At 62.0% G+C, this 16,176-nt stretch carries 14 protein-coding genes; 3 read left to right on the top strand and 11 right to left on the bottom strand.

Features of this window, described 5'->3' with window-relative positions:
- From V6765_RS14965 to betI, 7 genes are all read right to left on the bottom strand, one after another.
- A complete protein-coding gene (locus V6765_RS14965) occupies window positions 1–1,599 on the bottom strand; it encodes a GMC family oxidoreductase (RefSeq protein ID WP_448430137.1) in 1,599 nt (532 codons plus the stop codon).
- 30 nt (window positions 1,600–1,629) lie between these two features.
- On the bottom strand, window positions 1,630–2,856 hold the full coding sequence (locus V6765_RS14960; RefSeq protein ID WP_448430135.1) for a mandelate racemase/muconate lactonizing enzyme family protein: 1,227 nt from the start codon (window positions 2,854–2,856) through the stop codon (window positions 1,630–1,632).
- A gap of 178 nt (window positions 2,857–3,034) precedes the next feature.
- Complete coding sequence (locus V6765_RS14955) at window positions 3,035–4,381, bottom strand: ABC transporter substrate-binding protein (RefSeq protein WP_448430914.1); 1,347 nt, start codon at window positions 4,379–4,381, stop codon at window positions 3,035–3,037.
- Window positions 4,382–4,599: 218 nt separating this feature from the next.
- Entirely contained in the window at window positions 4,600–6,279 is a 1,680-nt protein-coding gene (gene betA, locus V6765_RS14950) for a choline dehydrogenase (protein ID WP_448430133.1), read from the bottom strand.
- A gap of 224 nt (window positions 6,280–6,503) precedes the next feature.
- Window positions 6,504–7,967, bottom strand: coding sequence for a betaine-aldehyde dehydrogenase (betB, locus tag V6765_RS14945; protein WP_448430131.1), 1,464 nt, complete (start codon window positions 7,965–7,967; stop codon window positions 6,504–6,506).
- Window positions 7,968–7,970: 3 nt separating this feature from the next.
- The gene (gene betC / locus V6765_RS14940; protein ID WP_448430129.1) at window positions 7,971–9,488 is read right to left on the bottom strand and encodes a choline-sulfatase; all 1,518 of its coding nucleotides are present in this window, start codon (window positions 9,486–9,488) and stop codon (window positions 7,971–7,973) included.
- A complete protein-coding gene (gene betI, locus V6765_RS14935; RefSeq protein ID WP_448430127.1) occupies window positions 9,485–10,075 on the bottom strand; it encodes a transcriptional regulator BetI in 591 nt (196 codons plus the stop codon). Before betI ends, betC begins: the two co-directional genes overlap by 4 nt.
- Window positions 10,076–10,260: 185 nt before the next feature.
- Between betI and choX the strand changes: the two genes are divergently transcribed.
- The 3 genes from choX to choV all read left to right on the top strand — a co-directional run bounded on the left by choX (window position 10,261) and on the right by choV (window position 13,260).
- Window positions 10,261–11,202 carry a choline ABC transporter substrate-binding protein gene (gene choX, locus V6765_RS14930; RefSeq protein WP_448430125.1) on the top strand — a complete coding sequence of 314 codons (942 nt, stop codon included), beginning with the start codon at window positions 10,261–10,263 and terminating at the stop codon, window positions 11,200–11,202.
- Between the two features lie 181 nt (window positions 11,203–11,383).
- Window positions 11,384–12,220 carry a choline ABC transporter permease subunit gene (gene choW, locus V6765_RS14925; RefSeq protein ID WP_448430123.1) on the top strand — a complete coding sequence of 279 codons (837 nt, stop codon included), beginning with the start codon at window positions 11,384–11,386 and terminating at the stop codon, window positions 12,218–12,220.
- Window positions 12,220–13,260 (top strand): choline ABC transporter ATP-binding protein, encoded by a 1,041-nt coding sequence (choV, locus tag V6765_RS14920; protein ID WP_448430121.1) that lies wholly within the window; start codon window positions 12,220–12,222, stop codon window positions 13,258–13,260. The genes choW and choV overlap by 1 nt, the downstream gene beginning before the upstream one ends.
- 47 nt (window positions 13,261–13,307) lie before the next feature.
- Here choV and V6765_RS14915 read toward each other — a convergent pair whose 3' ends face one another.
- The 4 genes from V6765_RS14915 to V6765_RS14900 all read right to left on the bottom strand — a co-directional run bounded on the left by V6765_RS14915 (window position 13,308) and on the right by V6765_RS14900 (window position 16,175).
- Complete coding sequence (locus V6765_RS14915) at window positions 13,308–14,300, bottom strand: WavE lipopolysaccharide synthesis family protein (protein ID WP_448430119.1); 993 nt, start codon at window positions 14,298–14,300, stop codon at window positions 13,308–13,310.
- Between the two features lie 152 nt (window positions 14,301–14,452).
- Entirely contained in the window at window positions 14,453–14,791 is a 339-nt protein-coding gene (locus tag V6765_RS14910) for a hypothetical protein (protein ID WP_448430117.1), read from the bottom strand.
- The gene (locus tag V6765_RS14905) at window positions 14,788–15,528 is read right to left on the bottom strand and encodes a glycosyltransferase family 2 protein (protein WP_448430115.1); all 741 of its coding nucleotides are present in this window, start codon (window positions 15,526–15,528) and stop codon (window positions 14,788–14,790) included. Before V6765_RS14905 ends, V6765_RS14910 begins: the two co-directional genes overlap by 4 nt.
- Window positions 15,525–16,175: an HAD family hydrolase gene (locus tag V6765_RS14900; RefSeq protein WP_448430113.1), complete on the bottom strand. Its 651-nt coding sequence runs from the start codon at window positions 16,173–16,175 to the stop codon at window positions 15,525–15,527. The genes V6765_RS14905 and V6765_RS14900 overlap by 4 nt, the downstream gene beginning before the upstream one ends.
- Window position 16,176 lies beyond the last annotated feature (1 nt).

Here is a 16,176-nt window from a genome sequence, read left to right as displayed (position 1 = left end):
TCAATCAAAAAGCTCGTAGAGGCGGGTCTTGATCTGGTCGGCGACGTAGAGCGCCACCGCCTGGATCGTCGAGGTCGGGTTGACGCCGCCGGAGGTGACGAAAACGCTGCCGTCGACGATGAACAGGTTCTTCACATCGTGGCTGCGGCCCCATTCATTGACGACGGAGCTCTCCGGGTCCGTGCCCATGCGCGCCGTTCCCATGAGATGCCAGCCGGCATAGGGCAGCGGCGACCGGGTGGTGATATCGCGCGCGCCGGCGGCTTCCAGTATCTCGATGCCGCGCGCGACCGAATGGTCGAGCATGAGGCGCGAATTCTCGCTCAGCCGGTAGCTGATCTTCGGCGCTGGAATGCCGTTTTCATCCTTCAGATCGGGATCGAGCGTGACACGATTTTGCGCCTCGGGCAGATCCTCGCAGATCGCCAGCATGCCGGCGCTGTGGCCGAACAGGCGGCGGAAGGCATCATGATGGTCCTCGCCCCAGGGCAGCAGGCCATCCGCCATGCCGGTCATCGCCGTGCGAACCGGGCCCATGCCGCGCGAAAACTGATAGCAATAGCCGCGCACGAAGCCGCGCGCCGCTTCCGTCTCATAGAATTCATGGCTCCAGATGCAGATCGGCGAGCCGCGATGACCATCCATCGGCTGGTCGAAATGGCCGCGTATCTGGGCATAGGGGTGGAGCATCAGGTTGCGCCCGACAAGGCCGCTGGAATTGGCGAGGCCATCAGGAAAGCGGCCGGACGCCGAGTTCAGCAACAGGCGCGGCGTGCCGATACCGTTGCAGGCAAGGATCACGATCTCGGCCGGCTGGAACTGCTCCTTGCCGTCCGCGTCGAAATAGTGAGCGCCCGTCGCCATGCCGTCCGGGCCGGTCTCGATCCGGCTGACGCGACAGCGCGGCCGTATCTCGACGCGCGCGCGCTGCGCCTCCGGCCAGTAGGTCAGATCGGTCGTGCCCTTGGCCCCCTGAGCGCAACCGGAGCCGCATTGGCCGAGATTGATGCAGGGCGCGCGGCCCTCATATTCTCGCGTCGCGATCGCCGCATCCGACGGCCACCAGTGCCAGCCGAGATCGTTCATGGCCTTGCCCAGCACCTCGCCCGTGCGCCCGAGCGGGATCGGCCCCATGACCTGATCTTTCGTAGGATAGGCCGGGTCGCCCGCCAGGCTGGCAACGCCCATCATCCGGTCGTTGAGCGCGAAGAAGGGCTCCAGCGTCTCGTAGTCGATCGGCCAGTCATCGGCGACGCCATCCAGGCTGCGGACCCTGAAATCGGAGGGGTGGAGCCGGGGATAGTGCCCGGCATAGAGGATGGTGCCGCCGCCGACGCCGTTGAAATTGGAGATCTTGATCGGCGAATCGTCGTCATTGACCGGATAGTCGGCGGCAAGCCGCCGACGGTTCGGGCTGAGGGCGAAGTCCTCCGTCAGGCGCGCTTCCCAGTCCCGCCCGTTGCTGGGGAAATCTGACGTATTCTGCCAGTCCCCCTGATCCAGGCACAGGATACGCATCCTGGTATCGGCAAGGCTCCAGGCCACGGCCGCGCCGGACGCGCCCGCGCCGATGATGAGGACATCCACTTTCTCATTCATGATCGAAGCCCGCGCCTCCCTCGCTTGCCATTATACCGAAAGCTTCGAGGCTTCGGTGCGCTGCCACATGCCGGCGCCTGGAACCGGCGGATACTTGGCAAGCGCCGCCTCGATCGGTTCCGTGCCCCAGCCGGGCCTGTCGGGAAGGATGAGATAGCCGTCCTTGAATTCCGGCTGATGGGTGAAAATTTCCGCATCCCAGCCGATCCGGTCGATATCGGTTTCCATGATCGTGAGGTTCGGCACTGCCGCGCAGAAATGCGCATTCATCATCGTGCACAGATGACCATAGAAATTGTGGCAGGCGACATTGGTCTCGTAGGCCTCCGCCGCGGCGGCGATCTTCATCGACTGCCAGACGCCGTTCCACGGCGTATCGATGATCGCGACATCGACGGCCTGTGCGCGGAAGAAGGGCAGAAACTGCTGCAGACCGATCAGGGTCTCGCACGAGGCGATCGGATGCCGGCTCTGCGAGCGGATATAGGCGAGCGCCTCGGGATCGAGCGTGTCGATCTCGACCCAGAACAGGTCCAGATCGGCGATCTCCCGCAGCATCTTCACATAGCCGTCCGTCTTTCCGTTGAAATTGAGGTCGAGCAGCATGTCGATGTCGGGACCGGCGGCTTCGCGCATGATCTCGAGATGCTGGCGCAGGCCGGCAAGCGTCTTGCGCTCGACATTGCGGCCGGTCTCGTAGGGACGGCCGAAGCCGGGAGACCAGGGCTCGATCCGGCCCTCCGCGTCATAGCGGAAGATATTGGTCTTGAGCGCCGAAAACCCCTTTTCGCCGACCTCGCGGGCGATCTGCTTGACACCGTCGATATCGGTGATGCCGGGCGAGAAATGCTGGGTGCGGGTGCGATAGGACACGCAATGCGACCAATAGACCCGGATCCTGTCGCGCACCTTGCCGCCGAGCAGAACATGGCAGGGCACGTCCAGCGCCTTGGCCTTGATGTCGAGAAGCGCGTTTTCGATCGCCCCCAGCGCCTGGCCGACGACGCCGCCGGAGCCGGGCCGCGTGACATTGCGCAGATCCTCGCGGATATGCTCGTGATGCATCGCGCTCTTGCCGATCATGCGCGGCGCAATCTGGCTGATCGCCGCGCCGACGCCGGGCGAGCCGAAATACTCGTCGAACTCGCTCCAGCCGACGATCCCGTCCTCGGTGGTGATCTTCAGGAAATTGTAGTTGCGCCAGGAATTGCTGCAGGACAGCGTCTTGACGTCACTGATTATGGCCTTCGTTGGCATCATGGTCCTCAGTCGGTATGGGCGCGGATATCTCCGACCCAGGCATTCGATGCCGAAAGCATCGACACGATCTCGCTCGCGCCGCGTCTCCGCCGGCAAAAGCTCTCGATAAATTCTGGAAGTTCGGCGGCGGATGCGGGAATGCCCCGCATCCGTATCGTCTGGTTGGCTGAACGGCCTAGTTCAGCACCCTGGAAATCTTCTTGGAGGCGGTATCGAGCGCCTCCTGCGCGGTCGCCTGACCGGCAAGCGCGCGGGCAACTTCATCCGCAAGCACCTGCTGGGCGGCATCCGATTTCGGGCTGCGGATGCGCCACATCTTGCCCTCTTCGGCAACTTCATAGGCATTCTGCAGCGTGGCATAGACCGGCGCCAACCACGGCTCGCTCGGCTCTCCGGAAAGCGTCGACTTGCGGGCCGGGAACGAGCCGACCAGCGCGGCGTTTACGCTCTCGCCCTCCTTGGAGGTCAGCCACTGGAGGAAGGCCCATGCCGCCTCGGGATGTTCCGTCTTGCTACTGATCCCGGCAATCCAGATGCCGCGATGCGTGCCGGCGCGGACATCGCCGACCGGAAGCACCTGAATGCCGACCTCATCGGTGGTGAGCGTCGTCGACTGCGGATCGACGGCGGTCGACTTGTAGACGCTGCCCCAGGTAATCATGTTGGCGACCGCGCCCTGGCGGAAGGCCTGGAGCGATTCCGAGAAGCCATGGCTGAGGCCGCCGGGCGGCGCATAGTCCAGCAGACGCTTGTGGGTTTCCAGCGAGGCGACGCCGACTTCGTTTGCAAAGGCGGGGTTGCCGTCATCATCGAGCAGGCTGCCGCCATTGGCATTGAGAATTGACTGCCAAATGGTCGGCGTCAGCGGCTCGCGCACGAAATAGGTATCGATCGCCCAGGCATCGACCTTGCCGTCGCCATCGGTATCCTGGACCAGCTTCGGCGCATTTTCGAAGAACTGCGTCCAGGTAAGCTCCGGCGTCGGCGCGGGCACGCCGGCCTTGTCATAGAGTGAGCGGTTATAGAACATCAAAAGCATGTTGGAGCGGACCGGGACCGCATACTGGACGCCATCCCATTCGCCGGCGGCAAGCGGCGCGGCATTGAAATCGGCCCAGTCGTAATCCGCGTCGGTGATCGCGGCGATCTCGTCGCCCTTGAGATCCATCAGCGCGCCGATTGAGGCGAGCTGCGGCACCCACGGATCATCCGCCAGCAGGATATCATATTCCGGATCGGGGCTCGTGGCATCGAGCATCATCTTGGCGAGCAGTTCCGTATAGGGAACGCCGTCGATGCGCACCTCGACATTCGGAAACTTCTTGTTGAATTCCGGAACCAGAATTGTCTGCCAGGTATTGGCGAATGCCTCATTGGCCATGATCTTGATTTCGACCGGATCGCCCGGCGAACCCAGGCCCTCCTGCGCATGGGCCGCAGCGAGCGGCATTGCCGCCAGCACCAAAGCCGTAGCCATCCCCTTGAGCACGCGCCGTCTTGCGGCACCCTTTCCTCCAATCATGCTTTTCACGACTTGCTCCTCCTCCGCGTTGCGTGTTCTATATTCTATAGAATATGGAAATTGGGTTCGTCAAGCGCCCGCAAAAGAGGTTCTTGCGATGGACGAATAGCCGCGTCACGGCGGAACCGGCGCGCAGGGAGGCTTGGACCGAACGCCCGGATCGGACATTCGGTCTCAGAAATAACTATTGAAAATCAAAGAGGTAAGTGGCGGCTCGCCTATCGGTCCGACGTGTGCCGGCGCGGGTTCATCCACGGCTCGGCATTTTCGGGCGCAAGCGGGTGGCGGCCGAGGATGTGGTCGCTGGCCTTTTCGCCGACCATGATCGACGGCGCGTTGAGATTGCCGTTGGTGATGCGCGGGAAGATCGAGCTGTCGGCAACCCGCAGTCCGTCGACGCCGATGACCCGGCATTCGGGATCGACCACCGCCATCGGATCGCTGGCCGCGCCCATCTTCGCCGTTCCGCAGGGGTGGTAGGCGCTTTCGGCATGCTCACGGATGAAGCCGTCGATCTCGTCATCGCTCTGGATATCGGAGCCCGGCTGGATTTCCTTGCCGCGATAGGGATCGAAGGCGGCTTGCGCGAAGATCTCGCGGGTGAGACGCACGCAGCGGCGGAAATCGGCCCAGTCTTTCTCATGGCTCATATAGTTGAACACGATCTTCGGGTCCTCCGCCGGATCGGCGCTTTTCAGCGTGATCTCGCCGCGAGAGGGCGAGCGCATCGGGCCGACATGGGCCTGGAAGCCATGACCCTCGGCTGCCGCCGTGCCATCATAGCGCACCGCCATCGGCAGGAAGTGATACTGGATATCGGGATAATCGACGCCCGCCGCCGAGCGCAGGAAGGCGGCGCTCTCAAACTGGTTCGAGGCGCCGATGCCGTTCTTGAAGAATAACCATTGTGCCCCCGCCAGCGCCTTTCCGAACAGGTTCCAGTGCTTGTAGAGCGTGATCGGCTGGGTGCTCGCCTGCTGGATATAGACCTCCAGATGGTCCTGCAGGTTCTTGCCGACGCCGGGACGGTCCGCAACGACGGCGATATCGTGTTCGGCCAGCTCCGAAGCCGGACCGATGCCGGACAGAAGCAGCAGTTTCGGCGTGTTGATCGAGGAGGCGGCGAGGATGACCTCGCGGCGCGCCCGCACCGTTTCGACCCTGCCGCCGCGCTCGATCTCGACGCCGACGGCGCGGCCGTTCTCGATGATCACCTTGCGGGCGAAACAGCGGATGAGGTCGAGGTTCTCGCGCTTCAGCGCGGGCTTGAGGTAAGCATTCGCCGCCGACCAACGCCGGCCTTTCCACACCGTCTGCTCCATCGGCCCGAAGCCTTCCTGCTTCTCGCCGTTATAGTCATCCGTCAGCTCGAAGCCTGCCTGTTTACCCGCCTCGACAAAGGCGTGAAACAGCGGGTTCTTGCGCGGGCCGCGGGTGACATGCAGCGGACCGGCATTGCCGCGCCAGGACGGATCGCCGCCATGGCCGCTGTCATGCCAGTTTTCCATGCGCTTGTAATAGGGCAGCACATCCGCATAGCCCCAGCCGCTCGCACCGCTTTCGGCCCAGTGGTCGAAGTCCATCGCGTGGCCGCGCACATAGACCATGCCGTTGATCGAGGACGATCCGCCGATCACCTTGCCGCGCGGGGTGGCGAGCCGGCGGTTGCCGAGGTTGGGCTCCGGCTCGGAGGTAAAGCCCCAGTCATAGCGCTTCATGTTCATCGGATAGGAAAGCGCTGCCGGCATCTGGATGAACGGCCCGATATCCGTACCGCCATATTCCAGCACCAGCACCGAATATTTCCCGTCCTCCGACAGCCGATAGGCCATCGCCGCGCCCGCGGAACCGGAACCCACTATGACAAAATCTGCTTCAGCCAATTTAGAACCTTTCATTGCCGCAGTGGGCGACCTTTTTCTCAGACGAACCGCATAGCCCCCAATCGATCTCCCCCCTTGAGGGGGAGATGTCGCGAACGCGACAGAGAGGGGTAGAGGGCGTAAGCCCTAAAAGCCGCAGTCTCCGTGCTCTCGGAGAGGATTCACCCCTCTCTGCCCCTGTCGGGGCATCTCCCCCTCAAGGGGGGAGATTGTTTGGTGCGGAGGCGCCGCTCTGAAAATCAATACGGACTATCCACCTTGCCCAGCGCCACATGCACCGTCTTCACCTGCGAATAAAACTCCATCGCCGCCCTGCCGTTCTCGCGGCCAAAGCCCGAATGCTTGACCCCGCCGAAGGGGATTTCGACCGGCGTCAGGTTATAGGTGTTGATCCAGCAGATGCCGGCGGCGAGCCTGCCCGCCACGCGGTGAGCGCGGGAGATATCCTTGGTGAACAGGCCAGCGGCCAGGCCGAACTCCGTACCGTTAGCGCGTTCGATCACCTCATCCTCGCTGTCGAAGGCGAGCACGCTCATCACCGGCCCGAAGATTTCCTCGCGCGCGATCGTCATGTCGTCGGTGACATCGGCGAACACGGTGGGTTCGATATAGCTGCCTTTGTCGAAGGCATCGCCCGGTGGAACGCCGCCGCCGATCACGAGCCGCGCGCCTTCCGCCTTGCCTTTTTCGATGTACCCCATCACCTTTTCGCGCTGGCCTTCGGAGATCAGCGGGCCGAGATGGGTCTCGGGGTCGAGCGGATCGCCGAGACGGATCGCTTTCGTGCGCTCGGCAAGCCGCGCCAGGAATTTCTCCAGAATCGACTTCTGCACGAACACGCGGGTACCGTTCGAGCAGATCTGGCCGGTGGAATAGAAATTGCCGAGCATCGCGCCGCCGATCGCGTCTTCCAGATCGGCATCCTCGAACACCACCAGCGGCGACTTGCCGCCGAGCTCCATGGTTACATGGCGCATGCCGGAAGCGGCCGCGGCATAGACCTTGCCGCCGGTCGGCACCGAGCCGGTGAGCGAAACCTTGGCGGTGGCCTTGTGGGTGGCAAGCGCCGCCCCGACATCGCCAAAACCCTGAACGACATTGAACAGACCCTTGGGCGCGCCGGCCTCGATGAAGATCTCGGCGAGTTTCAGCGCGCAAAGCGGCGTCATTTCGGAGGGCTTGAACACCATGGCATTGCCGCAGGCAAGCGCGGGCGCCGCCTTCCAGCAGGCGATCTGGGTCGGATAGTTCCACGCTCCGATGCCGACGCAGACGCCAAGCGGCTCGCGCACCGTATAGGCAAAGGCATCCCCCAGCGGCACGCTTTCGCCGGAAAGCGAGGCGGCCTGCGCGGAAAACCATTCGAGGCTGTCCGCCCCCGACGTCGCATCGGCCACCAGCGTTTCCTGTATCGCCTTGCCGGTGTCGAGCGTTTCGAGCTCGGAGAGCGCCTCGTTTCGCTCGCGAATGATATCGGCCGCGCGGCGCAGCACCCGGGCGCGCTCGACCGGCAACCACGATGCCCATTCCTGTTGCGCGCGAACGGCGGAAGCCATCGCCTTGTCGATGATCGCAGGCGTCGCGCTATGAAGGTTCGCGATCACCTCGCCGGTCGCGGCATAGACGCTCTCGAACGCCTTGCCGGCCGCGTCTTCCGCATATTCGCCGTCGATGAAATGGCTTGCTTTCGGCTGAGCCCGCATAATTTACTCCCCTCGCGGCCAGCGCTGGCTGGCCTCGAGTATGTTGAGATCCATGTGATTGCGCATGAAGCGCTCGGAGGCATCCTTGAACGGCTGGAAATCCCAGGGACGGTAGTGCCCGGCCCTCAGCGCCTCATAGACGACATGCCGTCGCGCCTGGCTTTCGCGCACCTCGTCGTCATAGGCCTTCATGTCCCAGTATTCCCGCACCTTCGCCGCAAACGCCGCCGCCTTTTCGGCATGGGCCGGATCATCGGCGAGGTTGTTCAGCTCATGCGGATCGGCCTCGAGGTCGAAGAGCTGGGGCGGGTCGAGCTCGCAGTGATTATACTTGAACCGGCCCTCGCGGATCGAGACCAGCGGAGCCTGAGAGGCTTCGGCCGCATATTCCATGCGCACCGGAAGCTTGCGTTCGGCACCGCGCGCGATCGGCAACAGGCTTTCGCCATCGACCCACGGTTCGATTTCGCCAAGGTCAATGCCGGCGATATCGGCAAGTGTCGGCGTGATGTCGATCGAGGAGGCCGGCGTCTTGACAAGACCGGGTTCAACGCCGGGCGCTGCCACCATCAGCGGCACGCGGGCCGAGCCCTCGTAGAAGCTCATCTTGTACCACAGCCCGCGCTCGCCCAGCATGTCGCCATGGTCGGAGACGAACACGATCGCGGTGTCCTCGCCATAGCCGACGCTATCGAGTGCGGCGAGGATTTCGCCAATCTTGTCGTCGATATAGGAGACATTGGCGAAATAGGCCCGCCGTGCATTGCGGATATCCTGCTTGTCGATCGTGGCCTTGTGCCAGTCATTGGCATCCAGAATGCGCTTGGCGTGATTGTCCTGTTGATCGTAATCGAGCGTGCCGATCTCGGGATCGAGGTGATCGCAATCCTCGTAGAGATCCCAGTATTTCTTGCGCGCCACATAGGGGTCGTGCGGATGGGTGAAGGAGACCGTCAGCATGAATGGCCGATCTTCCTTGCGGCGGCCGAGATCGTAGATCTTGCGCACCGCCTCATAGGCGACCTCGTCGTCATATTCGAGCTGGTTGGTGATCTCGCCAATGCCCGCCCCGGTGACCGAGCCCATATTGTGATACCACCAGTCGATCCGCTCGCCGGGCTTGCGGTAATCCGGGGTCCAGCCGTAATCGGCGGGATAGACATCGGTGGTCAGCCGCTCCTCGAAGCCGTGCAGCTGGTCGGGCCCGACGAAATGCATCTTGCCGGAAAGCGAGGTCTGGTAGCCGGCGCGGCGCAGGTGATGGGCATAGGTCGGGATATCGGGCGCGAACTCGGCGGCATTGTCATAGACGCGAGTGCGGCGGGGAAGCTGGCCGGCCATGAACGAGGCCCGCGCCGGCGCGCAGAGCGGCGAGCCGGTATAGGCGTTCTGAAACCGCGCCGAGCGGGCGGCGAGCTTCTTCAGGTTGGGGGTATGCAGAAAATCGGCCGGGCCATCGGGAAACAGCGTGCCGGCAAGCTGGTCGACCATCAAAACGAGAATGTTCGGTCGCGCACTCATGAAGACATCTCCTTGGCGAGCGTGAGTTCGAGATATTCCAGCGTCATGGCGACGGCGTCGCTCCGGCTCATGCCGAAATCCTTCAGCGCGGCGCGCAGGTAGAAACCGTCGATCAGGGAGCCGAGCCCGGTGGCGATCCGCCGGGCGGCCTCAAGGGGTACAAGCTGGCGCAGCGCGTAGACCAGGTTGGAGCGCAGCCGCGCCTCATAGATCGAGAGCAGCCGACTGGCATCGCCCTTCTGCTGGGCCTGGACGTAAAAGGCGAGCCATGCGGCCACAACAGCGGGGTCGAACTGATCCGGCCCGAACGAGGCCTCGATGATCGCCTCGAGCCGCTCTCTGGGCGTGGCCGCATCCTTGTAGCGGGCCTTGACCGAACTGCCGAACTCGTCAAGGATACGGCGCATGGCCGCAAACAGGATCTTTTCTTTGGAGCCGAAATAGTGATGCGCGAGCGCAGGCGAAACGCCCGCCCGCTTGGCGATCTTGGCGACCGTAACCTCGACCATGCCGACCTCGCCGACTTCGGTGATGGCCGCACGTACAAGCGCTTCGCGACGTATGGCTTCCATTCCGATCTTAGGCATTGGCTGAACCCGCTGAAAAAATGCTCACTGGCGCTGTCTGGCGAATTTCTGGGCAACCCGCCGTTTACATGACTTAGCATATGTTATATTGATTGACCGATCAATCAAGGAAGCCGCCAGTTTATTTTGACACGCCGAACGATCCATCACGGCCTTCGACAAACGAACCGAAAGGAAACGCTGACATGTCTTATAACTTGAAACTGACCCTCGCCGCGCTTGCCGCCGCGACCGCTCTTTCCGCCGGCGCCGCCAGGGCGCAGGAAGCAACCGCCTGCGATAGCGTCAGCTTCTCCGATGTCGGCTGGACCGATATCACCACCACCACGGCAACCGCCAAACACATTCTGGAAGGCCTCGGCTACAAGGTCGACGTCAAGGTTCTCTCCGTGCCGGTTACCTTCGCCTCGCTGAAGAGCGACGACGTCGATGTCTTCCTCGGCAACTGGATGCCGGCCCAGACCAGCGCGATCACGCCTTATATCGATGAAGGCGAGATCGATGTTATCGCCACCAATCTCGAGGGCACGAAATACACGCTCGCGGTGCCGACCTACACCTATGAAAAGGGTCTGAAGACCTATGGCGACATTGCCAAGTTCGGTGATGAGCTGGACCACAAGATCTACGGCATCGAGCCGGGCAATGAAGGCAATGCCTATCTGGTTTCGCTGATCGAGGCGAACAAGGATGGTCTCGGCGACTTCGAGGTTGTCGAAAGCTCCGAGCAGGGCATGCTCGCCATGGTCGGCCGCAAGTACCGCCAGGAACAGCCGATCGTGTTCCTCGGCTGGGAACCGCATCCGATGAACGCCACCTATTCGCTGAAATACCTCACCGGCGGTGAGGATTTCTTCGGTGGCGAGGGCATCGTGCGCACCGTCACCCGCAAGGGCTATGCGGAGGAATGCCCGAATGTCGCCAAGCTGCTTGAAAACCTGAAGTTCACCCTGCCGATGGAAAACGAAGTCATGGGCAAGATCCTGAACGACGGCGAAAACGAGGGCGATGCCACCGCCGAATGGATCAAGGCCAATCCGGATGCCCTTGACGCCTGGCTTGAGGGCGTGACCACCACCTCCGGTGAACCGGGGCTGCCGGCGGTCAAGAAATCGCTCGGTCTCTAAAATACTTCAAGCCCGGCAAGCCAACGCTTTCCGGGCTTTCCTTTTTCGATGATGATAGCTTTTCAGCCGCGCATTTCGCGGCGCGGGCCCGGGGCAAAATGCCGGGGCCGGATCGCTCTGCGTCGCCCTGGCCGGCCGCGCGTTTCGACACACTGAATTCGGGGAACAAAGGAGCAGTCTCTTGCACTGGCTGACGGATTACAAAATCCCGCTGGGACGATGGGCCCAGGATATTTTCGACTGGCTGCAAATGCATGGCGGCTGGTTTTTCGATGGACTCGCAGAGGTCATGGGCTGGCTGATCGACCAGCTCCTGTGGATCCTCCAGGCGCCTGGACCGATCGTGATCGCGGTGATCGTGACCGCGGCCTCCTACTGGCTGCAGCGCAACTGGAAGGTCTCGCTGTTCGTCTTTCTCGGCTTTTTGTTCATCATCAACCAGGGCTATTGGGAGGAAACCACCGAAAGCCTGGCGCTGGTGATCTCGTCCTGCATCATCTGCATGGCGATCGGCGTTCCGATCGGCATCTTCGCGGCCCACCGGCCCCGCCTCTATCAGGTCCTGCAGCCGATCCTCGACCTGATGCAGACGCTGCCGCCCTTCGTCTACCTGATCCCGGCGATCGTGTTCTTCGGCATCGGCATGGTGCCCGGTCTGCTGGCAACGGTCATCTTCGTCGTGCCCGCCTCGATCAGGCTCACCTATCTCGGCGTCTCCTCCGTGCCCAAGCCATTGCTTGAGGCGGCGGACGCCTTCGGCGGCACCGGCTGGCAGAAGCTAACCAAGGTCGAACTCCACTATGCCCTGCCGCAAATCATGGCCGGCCTCAACCAGACCATCATGCTGTCGCTGTCGATGGTGGTGGTTGCAGCCCTCGTCGGCGCCGACGGGCTCGGCGTGCCGGTGGTGCGCGCGCTCAACCAGGTCAATCCGGCGCTCGGGTTCGAAAGCGGCTTCGTCATCGTCGTCGTCGCGATCATCCTTGACCGCGTTCTCAAGATCGAGAGGAAAAGGTAATGGCCGATTCAGTCGTTTTTGAAGATGTGAACATCGTGTTCGGCGACCGGCCGCAATCAGCCCTGCCGATGATGGACGAGGGCAAGAGCCGCGCAGAGGTGCAGGAGGAAACCGGCCAGGTGCTCGGCGTTCACAACTGCTCGCTTTCCGTCGGCGAGGGCGAGCTTCTGGTGCTGATGGGGCTGTCCGGCTCCGGCAAGTCGACGCTGCTGCGCGCCGTCAACCGGCTGAACCCGGTCTGCCGCGGCCGCGTGCTGGTCAATGACGGCAACGGCATGACCGACGTGACGGCCGCGGACGCCAAGACGCTGAGGAACATCCGCCTGTCGCGGGTTTCCATGGTGTTCCAGCAATTCGGTCTGCTGCCGTGGCGCACCGTCGTTGAAAATGTCGCGCTCGGGCTGGAATTCGCCGGCATGGGCCAGAAGGAGCGGCTTGAAAAGGCGCGGGCCCAGCTTGAGCTGGTCGGGCTTCAGGACTGGGGCGACAAGCTTGTCGGCGAATTGTCGGGCGGCATGCAGCAGCGCGTCGGCCTTGCCCGCGCCTTTGCCACCGAGGCGCCGATCCTATTGATGGACGAGCCGTTCTCCGCGCTCGACCCGCTGATCCGCACGCGGCTTCAGGACGAACTGATCGAGCTGCAGAGAAACCTGAAGCGCACCATCATCTTCGTCAGCCACGATCTCGACGAGGCGTTCAAGATCGGAGACCGGATCGCGATCATGGAAGGGGGGCGCATCGTCCAGTGCGGCACGCCGTCGGAAATCGTGCGCAAGCCGGCCGACGCCTACGTCGCGGACTTCGTCGCCAATGTGAACCCGCTGGGTGTCCTGCGCGCGCAGGATGTGATGAGCGAAGACGAAGCCCTTGCGGATTCGCCCACCGTCGAGGCCGAAACCAAGCTTTCCGCGATGATGGATGCGCTCGGCGACGGCAAGGTGCTGCGTGTGGTGAGCAAGGATGGTAAGACGCTCGGCAGCATCCGCCCCTCCGACGTGGTCACCGCGCTCAATCCTGAAAGCAACCAGGAATCGGCATGACGCGTTCCTGACTCTGTTCCCGGCCTTGCGCCGGGAGCGCGGTCATCTCAGCGCGGCAGCAGGAAAAACTCCAGCACGCCGGTTCGGATTGCCCGGCGGCGGACCTTGCTCTTGAACGGCAGCGAGATGACGTTGCCGATCAGACGACAGATCTTGTAGGGCTTGTAGAACTTTTCAATCCGCTCGCGCTCGGGGTCTTCCACAGGCACCGGCGTGCTGGCGTCGACATGCTTGCGGTAGAGCCCGATCCACTCATTATGGGTGTAGCAGGTCATGAACGAGTTCGGATGCACCTTCATCACGAAGGTCGGCTTGGAGGGCATCAGGTCGAACTGGTCGAAGGTGAGAAAGACGAAATTCGAGGCGAAATATTTCTCGGTTTCGAGGATCGCCTGCGGATTGGCGTCCTTGTAAAACGCGCAGGGCACATGCCGGCCGTCGCGGCGCAGGGCGTTGACGAAAATATGCTGCTCGGGCGTGTAGCGGTTGTAACGCTGGCCGCCGGTATCCCAGTTCGCCTCCTCCTCGGTCATCAGCGGTACGTCGAACATCTTGCGGATGTCGTCGGTGTAGCCGAAGAAGGCGAGGTCCGAGGGGTGGAACGGAAAGCTCACCCGCGAGCGCGGATTGCGCGAAAAATAGCAGGCCGCCAGCAGCTTATGCGAAAACACCTGATAGGCATCGACGCTGTCCGGATAGGCATCGAAAAACCGCAGGAATCCGTCGCCCGTCAGCCTGAAATCGGTGCGCATGCGGAAGCAGAAACGGGTATCGACCTTTTCCAGCCCGGCGCGGGTGCCGACGATCTGGCGATTGACATTATTGGGCTTCTCGCCGGCGCGCGGGGAATAGTAGAAAAAGCCCGGATCCTCGCACAGCACCACTTCGTCGCAGTCGAGACCCGAAGTATCGGTTCCGACCCAGGTCGACAGAATGATCCTGGAGGAGGGAAAAAAGCGTCTGACCGCTGCGAAGCTACCGCGCAGGAAAGACTTGTCCACCACGCCCTGGAACAGAAATGTGATTTCGCCTTTGTCCATTTTCCCGCACCCCGCTGCTGCCAGCGTGCCCCAACTGAAGTCAACTAATATACTACACGTAGACCCAACAGATGTTGAGCGCTATTACCGAACGCCGTTAAGGTCCGGCGCCAACCGTATGCGAAACGCCGGCGTTCCGGGTTCGCTCCATTTCATACCTGCCCGGCGGGCCCCATATACTTGTCATTACTGGCGCCGGGAAGCTTCACCACCACATTGATGCTGCCATCCTCCAGACATTCGAAATCAGTTGCCTCTCCCGGCTCCATCACGATGATGTCGCCGGCGCCATACTCGACGCCATTCATGCGCACACGCCCCTGAACCACGACGGTGTATTCGGTGGCGACCTTGTGAAAATGCATGGCCTCGCTGTCGCCGCGATCATAACGCTTGACAGCGACCTCAACATCCTCGGTCTTTGCAAGGCTGGGTTCGAAATTGCCGATGAACCAGCCCTTCACCATGTCGTCGAGCCGCGCGGTTTTCAATGCAGCAGCCCCTCCTTGTGGTCATTGAGCTGGGAGATGTACTGCGCAAGCTGCATCTCCGTCTTCAACGGATGAAACCTGTCATTGCTGATGAACTCGATGCCGACCTTGGCGTGGCGCAGGATCATCTCGTTGATGGTCTGGCTGATGTAGAAAGCGTTGTTGATCTTGCGATCCTTGCGCACGACGTTGAGCGCCGCGCGCACGAAATCCTTGCCGCTGCGGAAATAATAGAAGCTCACCAGCGCATGCTTGCTGATCGGCCGCTTTTCGGCGACCTCGCAGACATCGCCGTCCTCACCGAGCAACGCGAAGGAATAGCGCGGATGCACCGAGCGGAAGGCCAGCACGCCGGCATCGCAGTCGCGCTCGCGGAAGGCTTTGACGATACCGTCAAGATCGGCCTCGACCAGTTCGTCGGCGGCGACCAGCACGATCTCCTCGTTCTCATCGATATGTTCAGCCGCCAGCAGCGCGGTGCACACCGAACCCGCCGTCGGGCCCGCAACCTCAACGCAGAGGCCGTTATCGGTGGTCTGGCGGATCACGTCATCGACATTGAACTTGCGGATATCGGCGGACCTGACGCAGAAGATGATCTCTCGCGGCGAAAGCTTCTGGAGGCCGGCGATCTGGCGTTCCAGAACCAGCTCCTCGTTGAACTCGGTCATGTAGAGCGGATAGAGCTCGCTCTTGATGTCGAGGTTTTCACCGCCCATCAGCACAACGATTTTCATGCCGCCGATCCCACTGACTTGGCTGCCTGATCGATCTCGGCGATCCGCGCCTTGATCCCGGCATAATTGACTTCGTCCACTTCCTTCACGACCATCACATGCGCGCCGGAAGCGGTCGCGGCCTTTATGCCGTTCGGATTGTCCTCGACGATCAGGCATTCCTTGGGGGAAAGCCCCATCCGCTCGATCGCCTTCAGGTAGATTTCCGGGTCCGGCTTGCTTTTGGTGACGTCCTGATTGGACAGCTTGAAATCGAGATAGGGCGCAAGGCTCGCCTTTTCCATCATCAGCGTCACGGTATCGCGCATGGAATTCGAGGCCACCGCCAGATGATAGCCTTCCATCCGCAGACGCGACAGCGCGTATTCGTGGTCGAAGCGCGGCCGGCAGCGCTCATAGATGATCTCCATCGTGTAGCGCTGCTTCATCTCATTGAGGAAGTCATGAAGATAGGGCGGCAGTTTCTTCTCCACGCTCAGCCGCTGCAGCTTGGTGCGCGTCGGCAGGCCGTCATAGACGGTGCGATGCTCGTGGCGCTCGATGGTGAAGCCGAACAGGCCGAGCGCCCGGTTGAGCGCGTCATAGTGCCATTCCTTGGCCTCGATCAGCACGCCGTCCATGTCGAAAATGACTGCCTTGATCGCCATC

The sequence above is a fragment of the Martelella sp. FOR1707 genome, assembly GCF_053484265.1.
The sequence above is the reverse complement of the archived record's forward strand: the minus strand, read 5'-3'. Positions and strand labels throughout refer to the sequence as shown.

Bases quoted from the DNA above. Each gene is read 5' to 3' on its own strand.
- choX (WP_448430125.1), top strand. From the start codon at position 10,261: ATGTCTTATAACTTGAAACTGACCCTCGCCGCGCTTGCCGCCGCGACC.
- betC (WP_448430129.1), bottom strand. From the start codon at position 9,488: ATGAGTGCGCGACCGAACATTCTCGTTTTGATGGTCGACCAGCTTGCC.
- betA (WP_448430133.1), bottom strand. From the start codon at position 6,279: ATGAAAGGTTCTAAATTGGCTGAAGCAGATTTTGTCATAGTGGGTTCC.
- V6765_RS14960 (WP_448430135.1), bottom strand. From the start codon at position 2,856: ATGCCAACGAAGGCCATAATCAGTGACGTCAAGACGCTGTCCTGCAGC.
- V6765_RS14900 (WP_448430113.1), bottom strand. From the start codon at position 16,175: ATGGCGATCAAGGCAGTCATTTTCGACATGGACGGCGTGCTGATCGAG.
- betI (WP_448430127.1), bottom strand. From the start codon at position 10,075: ATGCCTAAGATCGGAATGGAAGCCATACGTCGCGAAGCGCTTGTACGT.
- V6765_RS14965 (WP_448430137.1), bottom strand. From the start codon at position 1,599: ATGAATGAGAAAGTGGATGTCCTCATCATCGGCGCGGGCGCGTCCGGC.
- V6765_RS14915 (WP_448430119.1), bottom strand. From the start codon at position 14,300: ATGGACAAAGGCGAAATCACATTTCTGTTCCAGGGCGTGGTGGACAAG.
- betB (WP_448430131.1), bottom strand. From the start codon at position 7,967: ATGCGGGCTCAGCCGAAAGCAAGCCATTTCATCGACGGCGAATATGCG.
- V6765_RS14955 (WP_448430914.1), bottom strand. From the start codon at position 4,381: ATGATTGGAGGAAAGGGTGCCGCAAGACGGCGCGTGCTCAAGGGGATG.
- choV (WP_448430121.1), top strand. From the start codon at position 12,220: ATGGCCGATTCAGTCGTTTTTGAAGATGTGAACATCGTGTTCGGCGAC.
- V6765_RS14905 (WP_448430115.1), bottom strand. From the start codon at position 15,528: ATGAAAATCGTTGTGCTGATGGGCGGTGAAAACCTCGACATCAAGAGC.